Raw genomic sequence first — 13,812 nt, forward strand, 5'->3', positions numbered from 1 at the left:
CTCTAAAAAAGAAGCTATATTTTTCTTCCAGGAGGGGCGTCATATTTGTTTATATCAGGCATATTCAGGATGCTTTTGATCTGAGTAGCAAATCATTCGATCCGGACAATTTAAAAAGTGCTTTAGATGCATTTGATATATGTCAATCAGGCTTATTGCCTTTATTGGCTAGTATTAATCAGGAAGAAGCTGAAATAAAACATTAAAAAAGATCAAAACGTCTGAAATACCGACAATCCAAGCCCCTATCTTTACGACATCCTTACTATTCAATATTGCGGCCCTTCGGGGCCTTTTTTTAAATTAAACCCAGCGCCCGCTCTACGGCATGAATGGTTTTGTAAGAAGCATTTGATCGCTTATTGGTCAGCTTGCTTAAAGTCTGTCGTGAAACATGGGCTCTTTCCGCTATATCATTCACGCCAATGCTTTTTATCACCTCTCCCAAAGCATAAAGTTATTCTTCGGCGGAAGCATGACACCCCCAAAACCAACACAGACTAAAAGACCACTTTTTCATTTTCCAGTAATTTGATTAAGAAGAAAACGAAATGCATTGCACTAATAATTATTAATGGTGATCCAGAGAGATCTTTCCTCCGGCTAATATTGGAATAATTTCCTGAGATAAATATTGAAAGGGTTTCCGAGTGCCATAGGAGGTAAAAATACAAACCGACTCAAATTCAGGCAAAATAAAAATAAACTGCCCTCCGGCTCCCCGCGCAGAAATAACGGCGATATTCTTGTCATCATAACGCTCAACATGGCTCCACCAAAAATATCCATATTGATTTTTTCCATTTTGAGCATATCCTTCCGTCATCTCATTTATCCAGGCTAAAGAAATATACTGATGTTCTGCAAATTTCTCCTGCTCCAAAACTAAAATTCCTAATTTCAGCATATCCCTTGAAGTAAGGTCCATCCCTGCCGGAGCTTTGGTCATGCCTTGTGGGGTAGTTGAAAAAGCAGCTTTAATGCCCATAGGTACTTTTTATTCTTCATTTCCTAGCTTCTGATTTAAAATTTTAAGTTCTTTAATTAGAAGAAATAAATAAAATAATACAATTGCCAGTAGACCGAAGAACAAAGCCATTACAGTCCAAATTATCGGTTGTTCATTTTGTTTATTAGCCTCTCTGTATGTCCATATTGCAAGGACAATATTTAATAGATAACCCAATGTCAATTTCACAATTGAGGCTACATTAATTGTCATTGAATATTGGCTATATTCTTCCACACCTAATATTGATGTTAGTGATTCCGCCCCATAAATAGTCGGACTTAAATTTTTTTTTACAATATTTGAAATCCGATGAAAAGAGTAACACGAACCAAGGAAGAGAAGCTAGCTATTCTAAAAGAATGCGAGGAAAGAGGAGTAGAAGAAACTCTAAGTAAGTATGGAGTTTATCCAGCCACCTATAAAAATTGGGTGAAAAAATATGAAACCATGGGAGAGGCAGGTTTCACTCGCGGGATGACTATACCTCAATTAAAGGAGATAAAGCGTCTTGAGAAAGAGAATGCCCTATTAAAGGAAATCATCGCTGAAAAGGAGCTTGAATCCAAAATGAAGGATGAGCTGCTAAAAAAGAAATATCCTCAGACGAAAGGGCGGAAATAGCACGAAAATACACTGGTCTGGGGCTAAAACGAGATAAAGCTATTTTGATTGCCCAAATAACAAAACACAAATACTATTACCAGCCTATTAAAGATCGTAAACATATAGGCAGAAAAGCCACTACTACAACTCAAAAGGGGCATTCGGTAGTACCCAATGAGGATGTAATAGGGCAAATTAAGCGCTTAAAAGAAGATCCAATCACTAATTATGGCTATCGTATGATGACCAGTCAATTGAAGCTTGAAGGATATAATATTAATCATAAAAAGGTTTTCCGTTTGATGAAGGACGCAGATTTACTTCAGGAAAAAAGGAAGGTTAGTGATAAAAATTACGTCAAATATCGCTGTGTATGCCCAGAACGCCCATTGCAGGTTTTAGAAATGGATATTAAAATGGTTTGGGTAACAGAGCATAGGCGTCATGCTTATATATTAAGCATTATTGATACATTTACAAGAGTAATATTAGATTGGTCGGTTGGCTATCAAATGGATCAAAAAATGGTCATTAAAGCCTGGGAAAGGGTAATAGATAATTATTTGCAACCAAATGACTTATTGAAACAGGATCTTCATGTTGAATTAAGGAATGATAATGGATCTCAATTTAGCGCTAAAAGCGTTCAAGAATTTTTAAGGGAAAATAGTATTCATCAAACCTTTACACATCCTTATACGCCCCAGGAGAATGGCCATATTGAAAGCTTTCATAGCATTCTTAAGAAGGGCTTGGGACAAGCGCCATTTTGGAACTTAGAGGAATTAAGAGAAAGGTTAGAAGTGTTTTATGAAAAATATAACAATGTTAGATTACATGGGTCAATAGCTCATCTTAGTCCCAATTTGTTTTGGAAGGCGTGGGAATATGATTTGATTGAACGCACAGTAATAAACGAGCGAAAGGTGAAATTTAGACTTACAGTACCCCATAGTCAACTTTCGGGGATTATGAGTCAGAGAGAAGTTCTTTGCTCAAATATACCGACCCTAAATGGGGAGGGATATTTGAATGAGGATGTGAATGGGCCCAACACTCCAAATTCATTACAACCTTCGGTAAATTAATCGCCGTCGATCGTTCTTTGCTAACACAAACTTATAATGGAAAAATAGACCTCACAAGAGGCAAAATCAAAAAAGTCCGAAAATATGGGGGCTAAACCATTAGGTAGGGTGTAATTAAATATCCTCCTGCGATATTTAAGAGGAAAAGTATTATTAAGACTATTCCAATTGAGTTTACTTTTGGTATTGATTCTCCTATGTTCATTTTTTTATTGTACCTAACTAGTGAATATAGCTTATTACTTTCCATTCTCAGGCCCTTTTAGATATCATCAATCCCAATTAGACCCACTCTTCGTCCCCAAAAGAAGCTTTTCGCCCAACATTGTATTCCTTGCCCCATTCTGCTTTCAAAGGAGAAATAGTGCTGGATGACAAACCACTGGCTTCGTGGCCTTTTTTTAAATCAAACCCAGCGCCCGCTCTACGGCATGAATGGTTTTGTAAGAAGCATTTGATCGCTTATTGGTCAGCTTGCTTAAAGTCTGTCGTGAAACATGGGCTCTTTCCGCCATATCATTCACGCCAATGCTTTTTATCACCTCTCCCAAAGCATACAGATATTCTTCGGCGGAAGCTTCTTTTTTAAAGTCTCTGAGGAAATCAATTTTCTCAGAAGTGGTTTCAAATAAATGTATTACGCTTAGTCCTTTCATCATTCCCCTTTTTTGTTTTCAATATGGTCCGTAAACAAATCCTGTGCTTTTTGAATATCACGCTGTTGTCCGGACTTGGTTCCGGCATTTAACACCAGCACCCACTTTTCTTCTCCGTCCACCATTTCCTTGCTGAGGTAAACCCGATATCCTGGTCCATGGTCCACTCTCAGCTCACGGATATCACTGCTTAATACTTTAAAATCACCCCAATTTTCGGAATACTCTAAGCGAATCAATCTGGCCATGATTTTCTTCTTGGCTTGTTGGTCTTTCAATTTCCGAAACCACTTTTCGAATTCTGGGGTCCATTCAATTCTCATACCCCAAATGTAAACATTCGTTTACTTAATTACGAGCCAATGTAAATAAATGTTTACATGCAGGACCTTTGGAGAAGAGGATTGAAATACAAGAAGGTTTTTATATACGCGCTAGTCGGGCTTACCCAAAGCTTCATAAATCTCCTGGAGCTTTTTAGGGGTGATCAATTTTTGCTCCAGTCTGATGCCGGCTGCGGTCAGGTATTTTTTCAGCGTATTTACATGCACATTATAGCGATTGGCTAATTCCGATAAACTAATCATACTTCACAAATCTTTCTGGACAATCTCATTAATAAACGATATCACCCTTTCTTGCCGAAAAGGATGTTGCTCTAAATGATGAAAATCTACAGTATTTCGTCATTTTTTGATATTGGCATCGGTTTGCAATGACATGCGCGACATTTCCCTATAATTCCCTGAAAAGGAGTGAAAAACGGCCAATGGGCCTGATTAAGCATCAAGAATACTGTTCAGCCCACAAGCGATGAATACATCCTGAAACGAATCAGTATAAATAGTCAAACAGCTCGTTTGGCATGAAAAAATTTCTCTTGTTGGCAGGATTGATAGGAATTCCGGCGATGGTTTCCTTCGCAAATAGCACGCAGCAATTTGTGAGTAAACTGCGGGTTTGGATTGTGAATATATCCAATGTCCGCTATGAGCAGGAACGCTTGATTGCTAAAATCAAAATTGGCTTTGCGAACAATAGCAGTTTGGCCGTGAACCTGGAGAATATTCTGGTGACAGCCTATTTACTGACAGATGGCAATAGGGCTTTGTTGGGAACCACGAATCCTCAAGCGCAATTGGTAGAGATTTCACCCAATACGATCACCTATAAAACCATTGAGTTTTTCATTCCGATGACAAGCGCGGGTAATTCGCTATTGGCCAATTTCACCAATATTCTCAAAGGGAATGCAGAGATTGTGTATGAAATCATCCCAAGAATTCAGGGAAAGGATTTGCCTCCGATAGAAGAAACCGTGAGTCTGAGCAGCTTGCTGGATAAGATTTTACCCTTTAAAATTTGATCCCGCAAGATGAAAGCAGAGCAGAAAAGAACGCTAAAATCCGGAAGGGAATACGATCAGTATTTTCCGGCCCTTTCTTCCCTGAAACGGGAGGATAAGATTATTAACCAGCAGGGAGATGTCTTTGACACGCTGATTTATATCAAAAAAATTGTCGATGAAACGCTTTCTCAAACCAAAAGCATTGCCCAAAAACTGAAGGGAAAGCAGGTCCGGCAGACGGCGGAAAACATATGGAATTTTGTGTATCAGCACATTCAATATGCGCCGGACAAGGAAGGGGTGGAACAATTGCATTCCCCACTCAGAATTTGGGAGAAAAGAAGCCAGGGGGTAGACTGTGACGACTATTCTATTTTCATCAGTTCCATCCTCACTAATCTGAAAATTCCCCACAAGCTACGCATGACCAAATACAATGGTCGTGACTATTACCAGCATGTCTATGTGGTAATTCAGCACCGGGGCAAGGAAATTATTATGGACTGCGTAACGGATCAGTTTGATTATGAGGTCCCCTATAGCGCCAAACACGACAAAGATATGCCAATGCCCATTCAGTATTTAAACGGAATAGATGCTTTGCCCACCTCTCCCCTTGCTGGTCTTATGGACCATATCCAATTGGGGAATTTGGGCTGCGAGTTTGATGGTTTTGGCGGGATTGCGCTTGGATCGGTACACGCTCCTCAGACGGACGCGGAACTGTTCAGTGATTTTATGAACCGCTGGAAATTGCAGCTTCAGAATACGCTGAATTATTACAATACTTTCAGTAAGGAGCTGACCAGTTTTGATCGCAAATACCAGGCAGACATCGCTTACCTATTGTCAAAATGGGAAGACCCCAAAGAGCGGGCGCAGGCCCTGGATTATTTGGCAGAAAATGAGTTTAAAAGTGGGCTTTCCGGCTTGGGAGGCTTTTGGGATAATATCAAAAAGTCGGTACAGAAAGTAGGATCTGCCATTTCCAATACCGCCAAAAAGGTGGGCGGAGCGGTGAAGCAGGCGGCTGGTTCAGCGGTAAAGGCGGTTAAAAAGTACAATCCGCTTTTTGTAACGATTCGCGCGGGAATTCGCCTGGCGCTGTCTAAAAATCTGTTCAACCTGTCGGGGAAAGTCGGGATTGGATTTTTATCCACAGCAGAAGCCACCAGAGCGGGACTTGATGCTGCTTCCTATAAGTCCCATGTGAATAGTGCGAAACGCACCGTGGATTTGTATGTGAAGATTCTGGAAGGGGATCTTAATAAATTAACCGATGCGCTTTCCAAAGGTTATAAAATGAAATATGGAAGTACCACCAAGCTTTATGTGGCTTCCTTCCGGGGGCGCGATCCCCGCCGATATTCATTATCAGGCTTGGGGCATTTGGATCAGATGAATGAGATGGCCAAAATGCAGCGGAAGGAAACTTATGTGGTGACCAAATATATGCCGGTAGATGCTATACCGGGCCATAAAGAACAGCAAAAGCATTACCATTCCTGCCTAAAGAAAAAGTTAGCCAGGCTGCATAATCAAGATTTTATTGTTCCGAAAGAGCTAAGCAGAGAAGAGGCTATTCGAAGACTGAAAGCGCGTAATGCATTGTCTTATCAGTCGGGAGTAAATGGCCTGGAGGGGTTGGGAGAGGTGGTCAGCTCCGCAGTAGTTGGAGCGGCCACCGTCCCTTGGATCACGAAGATTTTAGGTTTCTTTAAGGGGATTGGCCTCAAGTTCAAAAACGTGGCCACTACCGCGAGTAATTTGGTGAAAGATGCCAAGGCGACCGTTCAGCCTTTCACCAGCGCCTCGAATACCGTGAAATCCCTGCTTCCGAATAGCGGGACAAGTAATCCATCCAACAGCAGGACGCTTCCCTCCTATTCTTCCGGATCCAGTAATCTTCCCGGTATTTTTAACAGAAGTCGCGGGCCATTTAGTTTTTCGCCTACGATGCAAAAAATTCAGGATATGCGAAAGCAAATCCTTCCATCAGCTACAGGAACCAATACCACAGCAAATCACCAGACTGATACTACGAAAGAACAAAACAACATGACCCAAATGGCCCTGATTGGTGCTGCTTTGATTGGAGGGGTCATTTTACTTAAATCTAAATCGTAAAAGAATGATTGACACGAAGAATGTTGGCGATCACTTAGTGAATTCAGGGCTGGCGGTATTGGGTGGTGTGGCTGCCTATATCATGATTAAAAATGCACCTGATCGGATTTCAAAATTCGCCGGACCGGTGACGGCTGCTGCTGGTTTGGTGGCGCAGATGACGAAAAAATCCGAGCTCAAAGCCATCGGTACCGGAATGGCGGTGGCCGGAACTTTCCAGGCCATTGACACCTTTGCGCCACAGAGCCTGAAAGACAAGGCTTCGAAATATCTTCCGGCTTTGGGGGATCTAAGCAACAGCGAGCAACAAATGATGATGCTCTCTGAGGCGCAGGCTGAATTGGACGCTTTCTCAGGCGGTGCCGCGAAGCAAGGATATGCTGATCCCCTACTCGGAGTTTATGATGCCGAGCAGCAGGATTATGTAGCGCTCTAATCGGAAAGCGCTCCTGATTTTCATTTTAAAAAACTGATTGAGAATTAAAGTCTAAAAGACATGACTGTACATAAAAACTTCTTTGATGCCGGGGCCAGTGCTTTTTTGATGCGCCCGGAAACCATTGCCCTACTTTCTGAAAATGATCGCCAGATCGCCCAGTCCGGTGGATACCGACTGCTGGAAAGTAGTTTTTACGCCAAAAAAGAAATTACCGGTTGGTCGGGCTCCAACCAAATCATTGACGCCAACATTCAATTTTCTGAAGGATTGATTTCCATCGATCGCGGAAAGTTTGGGGTGGACCAAAACTTCATCATGCAAAGCATCCATTTCGGGGTGTATGTGGGCGCGGAAGCGGATCCGTTCAAGGCGCGTTACTCTACCCTTTTACAAGATTCGCCGGTTGAGCTGTTGCATTCTGTTTTACGCATTGAGCAGAAAAATGCAGGGGTGAAATTTGAAATGCCCATCGGCCAAATCATGCAGCAGCAGGAGAAAAGAGGCGTTTCTCAGGGCTTTCAGCTCTCGGTTTATCAGATGTTGGCCGCGCAGGAGGAAATTGTGGTGAAGATCATTACGCCCGGGGGATATCATATCAGGGGCGGGCAGGATGATCACGTCCACGTGAATTTTCTGGTAGCCGGAAAGTTGACGCAAAGAAAAAAATAGGTCGGCTGGACCTGTTGCTGTGTAGTATTTTTCTGATGTAGAACGGGGAGGGAACCCCTCCCCTTTTTTAAAAATTATGGGGAAATCGAATATTAAATATGAGGCGGTAGACGTGGTTTTTGACCAGGGAAATAACACCACCAAAATGTTCCGCCTGTCACAGTCCTTTGATCGGGTGGTGGGGATCGTGATTTATGAATTTGGAGACGGTAACATCCCAAACTATAATATCAGCCTGAGTGATGAGGATGAAACCATTATTGATTTTGTCAGCAAGGACTTTTTCAAGCCTCATAATTCGGGAAAATATTTAAAGCTGGACCACCTTAACCGGGGACAAAATTATTACCTCAAAGTCAGCACGAATGAAACGCCGGTGCAATCTGAAGTAAGACTGCAGGCGATATTTGTGGTGCAAAATACAAGCACATGAATGAGCTGTTCTTAAGAGAAGAAGGCTATGAGCTGGCCTATGATACGGAGGTGTCCCTGGAAAATGTGATCAGCTTCACCGTTGAGAACACCGGGGAGGTTACCGCCATGTGGGGAGAAAAAGGGAGTGAGTCTATTCCGGTTTATCCGAAATCAGGTCGGGTATTTCAATCTTCTTCCTCTATTCCTTTTCAGGGAGTACGTTCTCTGAAATTCCTCGGCGATGCGGCAGGAAAAAAGCAGATCACCATCGTGATGATTCGCGTGAAATCCAATTGTTAAAAAATGATCCTACTATGAGTGGCTTTACAAATCCAATCAATTATCCGGCATTACCGCCGGCGCCTTCAGTACCAACAGAGCTTTGGGCAAAGCAGGATTTGTCTAATGTTGAAAACAGTGATTTTCAATCCAAATATGTGACCGCTCTGGTGAAAACGAATGTGGATTTTACGACCGAGCTGGAGCTGAATGCTTTTATTTCCTTCAAGGAGTTTGCGGTTTCCGCTCCTTTATCCTTTAAGGTAAAAGAGGAGGCCCAGCAGGTGGATAATGCCAGAGCGCTGATGGTCCTCGACAATCCGGAGAATATGGCATATGAATTCTCTGAGGATTTTATCATTCCTTATGATTTGCCTGAGTGGGGAGGAAAGCATTATTTGATAATGACCTACAATGCCGCCATTGATAAAATATTGGTGCAAATATTCTTACAAAACAAGCAATTACCTGCACCGATAAATCTTCGGATTGATGCGGTAGAGGGAGGTTTATTTACCTTCTCTTTTGAATTGGAAGATGACAGTAAGGTGGGTTTTTACCAGGCGTATTTTTCTGATCAATCCGGGGTGAAGCCAGGTACTTCCATGCAATTGCTCGATGGCGGTTATCAGGTATTGAAGCAAAAGCGGACCTTTCAGGCCCAACTGGAAACAGCAAAAGATTTGAATTTCCGATTAGTCGCCTTCCCCAGAGAAGATCTGATGGGAACCGGATATAAGGTGGGGGAATCGAACATTGCCACTTATGAGGCACCTCAACTTCCACCCGTTCCAATGGTAATGAAATTTGAGGGGGTCAGCTCTTCCACCGGTAATTTTGAACTGTCATTGGCGAATATTGATCAAAAGGAAGTTTATGTCGTGGTCAATGGAGGTGCGGCCCGGGTATTCCGGAATAATGTAGACAACATTCCGATTCCGGTGGGGAAAGAGCTGGACATAGAAATTTACTTTGATCCATTAGCGTTTACCTCTGTTGCTTTAAGGCCTGATGCCCGGGTGCAGGTTTCCAGCACCAGCATCTTGGAGAGCGCAACGGAGCTCGCCCATATCAAATTAGATACCGCTAATTTAGTAGCCTTTCCATTAAAGGCGACCAAAATGGAGCGAGCCACATTTAATACGCCATCTTCACAAATCACAATTCCTGATTTGCCCCAATTGAAGGATTTAATCATCTACAATTCGCCCAAGCTGGAGCAGGTGAATATTGGAAACACCCCCGCTTTGAATCGACTGTATTTGGATGAAAATAATCTGAAAACCTTTGAATTTAATGCGGAGTGGGCGCTGCTGGAAGAGCTTAATCTTTTGGATAATTTTAATCTGAGAAGCATTGTTAGTCAGGAAGCAGCGGCTTTACGGAAATTTTTGATCTGTGAGGATGAAATGAGTTTGGAAACGATCAATTTTCATCATTGGCCAAAACTGGAGCAGCTGACGATTAATTCGGCTTCTCTGTCTGTTGCTCAAATGAATCAGTTGTTAACGGAAATGGACGCGGCTTTTCAGGAGGGATCGGCTACGATTGATTTATTGGGAAATCAAAGGCCTGCGGGAGGCAGTAATAACCCTCATATTCAAAGTCTACAGAACAAAGGATATACAGTTTTAATCAATTCATGATGTCAGAAGTGTGGAGAACGGTGCTGGATAAGGGAGGGATGATTTCTTATTTGATATTGGTATATAACAAGCTGCTGCAGATGTTATTGGATATAAACTTAAGTGAAACTTTTGTCCTATTCAATTCTATTTGTGGGCTGATTTGGTTGGTTTTGAGGATCAGAAATGAGTTTATCGATCACAAAATAAAGCGATCCAAAGTCCGGGAAATTCAGGCGGATGAGGAGCGGCGTGTTCGATCGGAAATAACCCAAAAAGTACAAAAAGATGGACCAGAGTATTCTAAAAACTTGCGACGAATGCGGGATAAACTTCGAGGCTGATTCTTCCCGATATGACAATTTTTGCGGAGAGGCCTGTAAGACGCATGCTAAAATTGAAAAGGAAAAAGCGACCATGGCGGATCGGGAAAAGGAGCGTGATGCTGCTGATAAGCCAGTGGCAGATATTCACCAGCCCATACCCAAGGCAGGTGCTGTTGCCGCTCCGGTGTCTTTTCAACCGGTGGCATCGGATGCCGCAACTCAGTTTATCATGAATAATCAGGCGGCGGAAATTCAGCTGTTAAAGGCGGAGAAAAAAGAGCTCCAGACCAAATATGAAAGCCTGAAAGAAAAGTACGATGTTACCCTGCTGGATAATCGAACCAAAGATAAAATGCATGAGTTGGCCATTGAGGCCACGAACCTGGAGCATAAAAACAGTGTGTCCGGCACGTTGTCGGGTATCGGAGATGCCTTTGCAAAATCTCCGGAATCCCTGCCAATGGTATTGGGTATGATCAAGGAGATGATGGCCCCAAAACCGGAAGTGAGTTCGGACCTAAGCACTGAAGGACATAGTCCGCAGCAAGTGGCAATCAATAAACTTTCTGCCTGGGTCAATCAGATGGACGATGAGACCGCCAAGATTTTTTATGCGATGTGTAATCAAATCGTGATGACCAATCCAACACTGGAGAGCGTGCAAAATCAGCTCAAGCAGATCTTAAATTTTCTGAATCATAACCAAAATACACAAGCCATATGAGTACTTCAAGCAATACCAAAATCGACCAGTATTTGGCCGAAATTCGAAAAAACCTATCAGAAGAAAGTCTTCGGATAGTGGCTGAAAAATCCCGCAAAGCCGGGATAAACAAGACCATCAAAACCTTTCAAAACTTACTGTAATGGCATATACCGCAATATTGGGCGCAATAGGAAAAGGGGCGGTTGGAGCGGTGAATTCCATCCCGCCTGAAGTCTGGAAACTGCTTGCTGCTGGCGGAGTCGCCTATATGGGCTACCGGCTGGTGAAAGGTACGGTCGATAAAGCCAAATACAATAATGCGGTAGCGGCAGTAGGTACCGATGGCAAAAAAGGTCTGGCAGTGGAATATGCCTCCTTGCTAAATGCGGCCTTTAATAATCTGGGCTGGGGTTGGTTTGATGGCACTGACGAAGACCTGGTGTATGAGGTCGCTACGCAGATGTTTAAAAATGGGGTAGACTTTCAGACCGTCGCCAATATGTATAAAAATGTATATGGGGACGAGCTTTTACAGGAGATTGATGCGGAGTTGGATGATGGGGAAAAGTTAAAGTTTTTCAACATCCTCAGAGGGACGAATAATCTATAATCATGGGACAGGAAGATCGAAAGCATATTAAAAATGGAATTTTGGTAGTGGCCGCAGCCGCCTTGGGATTGCTGTTTTATCATCACCATAAAAGTGTAGGGGTGACGAATATTACCCCCACTGCTTTTGGCTTTCCGATTTCGGAAGGAAGCAGGGGAGAAAATGTGCGATTACTGCAAAGCGCTTTGATGTCCAAATTTCCCACTCAGACAGCTGCGATTTTAAGTCGGACCGGTGGGGCCGATGGAATCTGGGGAACGGGAACAAGTCAGGCGGTGAGGGCTGCTGGATTTCCGGCAAGCATTGATTACGCCACCTTTCAAAAAATCACTGCCTGATGGCTGATCTTCGACAATCCAATATTCTCTCCAGGGGCATTCGGAATAATAATCCGCTGAATCTTCGGGTATCAGCTAATGCCTGGAAAGGAAAGGTTGCTGTTGAACATAATGCAGATCCCGGAAAAGAATTCGAGCAATTTGTATCGATTGAATATGGTATTCGGGCCGGAGCGCTAAATGTCATCAACAACATTAAAAATGGACATAATACGGTTCGAAAATTAATCAGCCGATTGTCACCTCCATCGGAGAATGACACCCAAACTTATATCAGGGTCGTGGCTGCAAAAATAGGGGTAAGTCCGGATCAGACCATTTTTCCGGATCCCTTCACCATTTTCAAATTGGTGAACGCCATTATTGCGCAGGAAAATTTAGCCAATGAGCTGTACCATATTCCGGCTTCCATGGTGCAATCGGGCTTGAAATTATTATCAGAACAGGTCTTTACACCGCAGGAAAAATATGGAATAAGTGCAGTGGCTGCAGTAGGGGTCGGGCTCGCTGTTTACTACTTGCTAAATAGAAATAAATGATGATAGTGGTTGATTTGTATCGGGTTATTTCATCCTGGGAGGGCACGCTTGGTCTTTGTGTCCTCCCTTTTGGAGGATATACCTTTTTCACTATCGAGCCTCCATGGAGAGGAAATCAAAGGCAGATTTCCTGCATCCCGCCCGGAGAATACCAATGCAAAATCCGCTATTCCCGACGATTTGGCTGGTGCTATCACCTTACCGATGTAGAAGGGCGAAGCTGGATTTTAACGCATTCCGGAAATGTGGCCGGTGCGACAGACCGGGGATTTAAAAGCCACTCTTTAGGCTGCATATTATTTGGCGAAAAACGAGGGAGACTTTGGGGGCAGCTAGCAGTGCTCAATTCCAAAAAAGCCATGCGCAACTTCATGCAATTATTGGATCGAAACACCTTCATCCTTCGCATTCATTCACCTATTACAAGTACCTTATCATGATTCTAACATCCACCATTTTAGGCTCTGTTACCGGTTTATTGGGGAACCTGGCCACCGCTTTTCTTAATGCCCGCATGCAAAAATTAAAAAACCGGCACGAGCTGGAAATGCGGAAAATCGACATTGCCGAACGAAAGGCCGAGGCTGATTTGCAAATGCGAATAGAAGAAAGCCGGACGGCCAAAGCCATCGAATTGGCCGAAGCGCATGCCTTTAATTTGTCTCAAAAGTTTGGCAACAAAACGCTGATCAGCTCAAAGGCCATCAGTAAATTATTTGATTCTCCCTTTACAGCCTGGCTGGGAAGTTTTTTGATCTTCCTTCAGGGATTGATAGACAGTTATCGGGCCGCTATTCGGCCACTGCTAACTACCTACTTCGTCGTGCTCACTTCCTGGCTGACTTATGAGGCGGTACGCATCATCAGCCTGAAGGAGTCCATTATGCCGGTGGAAATGGCGCAGGATGTTTTTCTCAGGGTATTAAATATTATCATTTACCTCACCACTACATTGGTGCTCTGGTGGTTCGGGGACCGGAGAACCGCGAAATTTTTATATCGGTTGGAGGACGGCAATAAACGGGACAAATAG

The 13,812-nt window shown here is 43.1% G+C and carries 22 protein-coding genes; 17 read left to right on the forward strand and 5 right to left on the reverse strand.

Annotated elements, in window-relative coordinates; all coding sequences use genetic code 11:
- Positions 1–206: hypothetical protein (locus AAA970_RS26415; RefSeq protein WP_338239936.1), on the forward strand; the 206-nt coding region annotated here is incomplete at its 5' end.
- A gap of 92 nt (positions 207–298) precedes the next feature.
- Here the strand turns inward: AAA970_RS26415 and AAA970_RS26420 are convergent.
- Positions 299–448: a helix-turn-helix domain-containing transcriptional regulator gene (locus AAA970_RS26420; RefSeq protein ID WP_338239937.1), complete on the reverse strand. Its 150-nt coding sequence runs from the start codon at positions 446–448 to the stop codon at positions 299–301.
- Positions 449–571: 123 nt separating this feature from the next.
- Positions 572–988 (reverse strand): serine hydrolase domain-containing protein, encoded by a 417-nt coding sequence (locus AAA970_RS26425; RefSeq protein WP_338239938.1) that lies wholly within the window; start codon positions 986–988, stop codon positions 572–574.
- Positions 989–1,321: 333 nt separating this feature from the next.
- Here AAA970_RS26425 and AAA970_RS26430 point away from each other — a divergent pair, with 333 nt between their 5' ends.
- Both AAA970_RS26430 and AAA970_RS26435 read left to right on the forward strand, forming a co-directional pair.
- Entirely contained in the window at positions 1,322–1,633 is a 312-nt protein-coding gene (locus AAA970_RS26430; RefSeq protein WP_053404356.1) for a transposase, read from the forward strand.
- Positions 1,634–1,650: 17 nt separating this feature from the next.
- Positions 1,651–2,703, forward strand: coding sequence for an IS3 family transposase (locus tag AAA970_RS26435; protein WP_338237706.1), 1,053 nt, complete (start codon positions 1,651–1,653; stop codon positions 2,701–2,703).
- A 401-nt stretch (positions 2,704–3,104) separates the two neighbouring features.
- Here AAA970_RS26435 and AAA970_RS26440 read toward each other — a convergent pair whose 3' ends face one another.
- The 3 genes from AAA970_RS26440 to AAA970_RS26450 form a co-directional block, all read right to left on the reverse strand.
- Positions 3,105–3,362: a helix-turn-helix domain-containing protein gene (locus AAA970_RS26440; RefSeq protein ID WP_060688727.1), complete on the reverse strand. Its 258-nt coding sequence runs from the start codon at positions 3,360–3,362 to the stop codon at positions 3,105–3,107.
- Positions 3,359–3,682 (reverse strand): type II toxin-antitoxin system RelE/ParE family toxin, encoded by a 324-nt coding sequence (locus AAA970_RS26445; protein ID WP_060688726.1) that lies wholly within the window; start codon positions 3,680–3,682, stop codon positions 3,359–3,361. Before AAA970_RS26445 ends, AAA970_RS26440 begins: the two co-directional genes overlap by 4 nt.
- A 111-nt stretch (positions 3,683–3,793) precedes the next feature.
- The gene (locus AAA970_RS26450) at positions 3,794–3,946 is read right to left on the reverse strand and encodes a hypothetical protein (RefSeq protein ID WP_338239940.1); all 153 of its coding nucleotides are present in this window, start codon (positions 3,944–3,946) and stop codon (positions 3,794–3,796) included.
- A 278-nt stretch (positions 3,947–4,224) separates the two neighbouring features.
- On the opposite strand from AAA970_RS26450, the gene AAA970_RS26455 reads away from it, so the two are divergent.
- The 14 genes from AAA970_RS26455 to AAA970_RS26520 all read left to right on the forward strand — a co-directional run bounded on the left by AAA970_RS26455 (position 4,225) and on the right by AAA970_RS26520 (position 13,812).
- Positions 4,225–4,725: a hypothetical protein gene (locus AAA970_RS26455; RefSeq protein ID WP_338239941.1), complete on the forward strand. Its 501-nt coding sequence runs from the start codon at positions 4,225–4,227 to the stop codon at positions 4,723–4,725.
- Between the two features lie 9 nt (positions 4,726–4,734).
- Positions 4,735–6,834, forward strand: a complete 2,100-nt coding sequence (locus AAA970_RS26460; protein WP_338239942.1) for a transglutaminase-like domain-containing protein — start codon at positions 4,735–4,737, stop codon at positions 6,832–6,834.
- Between the two features lie 4 nt (positions 6,835–6,838).
- Positions 6,839–7,270 carry a hypothetical protein gene (locus AAA970_RS26465; RefSeq protein ID WP_338239943.1) on the forward strand — a complete coding sequence of 144 codons (432 nt, stop codon included), beginning with the start codon at positions 6,839–6,841 and terminating at the stop codon, positions 7,268–7,270.
- 60 nt (positions 7,271–7,330) lie between these two features.
- The gene (locus AAA970_RS26470) at positions 7,331–7,942 is read left to right on the forward strand and encodes a hypothetical protein (RefSeq protein ID WP_338239944.1); all 612 of its coding nucleotides are present in this window, start codon (positions 7,331–7,333) and stop codon (positions 7,940–7,942) included.
- A 76-nt stretch (positions 7,943–8,018) separates the two neighbouring features.
- Entirely contained in the window at positions 8,019–8,375 is a 357-nt protein-coding gene (locus AAA970_RS26475) for a hypothetical protein (protein WP_338239945.1), read from the forward strand.
- Positions 8,372–8,656: a hypothetical protein gene (locus AAA970_RS26480; protein WP_338239946.1), complete on the forward strand. Its 285-nt coding sequence runs from the start codon at positions 8,372–8,374 to the stop codon at positions 8,654–8,656. Before AAA970_RS26475 ends, AAA970_RS26480 begins: the two co-directional genes overlap by 4 nt.
- A gap of 14 nt (positions 8,657–8,670) precedes the next feature.
- Positions 8,671–10,281 carry a hypothetical protein gene (locus AAA970_RS26485; protein ID WP_338239948.1) on the forward strand — a complete coding sequence of 537 codons (1,611 nt, stop codon included), beginning with the start codon at positions 8,671–8,673 and terminating at the stop codon, positions 10,279–10,281.
- Positions 10,282–10,548: 267 nt separating this feature from the next.
- Entirely contained in the window at positions 10,549–11,310 is a 762-nt protein-coding gene (locus AAA970_RS26490) for a hypothetical protein (RefSeq protein ID WP_338239949.1), read from the forward strand.
- Positions 11,307–11,453 carry a hypothetical protein gene (locus tag AAA970_RS26495; protein ID WP_338239950.1) on the forward strand — a complete coding sequence of 49 codons (147 nt, stop codon included), beginning with the start codon at positions 11,307–11,309 and terminating at the stop codon, positions 11,451–11,453. Before AAA970_RS26490 ends, AAA970_RS26495 begins: the two co-directional genes overlap by 4 nt.
- Positions 11,453–11,902 (forward strand): hypothetical protein, encoded by a 450-nt coding sequence (locus AAA970_RS26500; protein ID WP_338239951.1) that lies wholly within the window; start codon positions 11,453–11,455, stop codon positions 11,900–11,902. Before AAA970_RS26495 ends, AAA970_RS26500 begins: the two co-directional genes overlap by 1 nt.
- Positions 11,903–11,904: 2 nt before the next feature.
- Positions 11,905–12,240 (forward strand): peptidoglycan-binding domain-containing protein, encoded by a 336-nt coding sequence (locus AAA970_RS26505; RefSeq protein ID WP_338239952.1) that lies wholly within the window; start codon positions 11,905–11,907, stop codon positions 12,238–12,240.
- Positions 12,240–12,779, forward strand: a complete 540-nt coding sequence (locus AAA970_RS26510; protein ID WP_338239953.1) for a hypothetical protein — start codon at positions 12,240–12,242, stop codon at positions 12,777–12,779. Before AAA970_RS26505 ends, AAA970_RS26510 begins: the two co-directional genes overlap by 1 nt.
- Positions 12,776–13,219 carry a DUF5675 family protein gene (locus AAA970_RS26515; protein ID WP_338239954.1) on the forward strand — a complete coding sequence of 148 codons (444 nt, stop codon included), beginning with the start codon at positions 12,776–12,778 and terminating at the stop codon, positions 13,217–13,219. Before AAA970_RS26510 ends, AAA970_RS26515 begins: the two co-directional genes overlap by 4 nt.
- Positions 13,216–13,812 carry a hypothetical protein gene (locus AAA970_RS26520; protein ID WP_060688712.1) on the forward strand — a complete coding sequence of 199 codons (597 nt, stop codon included), beginning with the start codon at positions 13,216–13,218 and terminating at the stop codon, positions 13,810–13,812. Before AAA970_RS26515 ends, AAA970_RS26520 begins: the two co-directional genes overlap by 4 nt.

It is taken from the genome of Persicobacter diffluens (genome assembly GCF_036244895.1).
Lineage (GTDB): Bacteria > Bacteroidota > Bacteroidia > Cytophagales > Cyclobacteriaceae > Persicobacter > Persicobacter diffluens.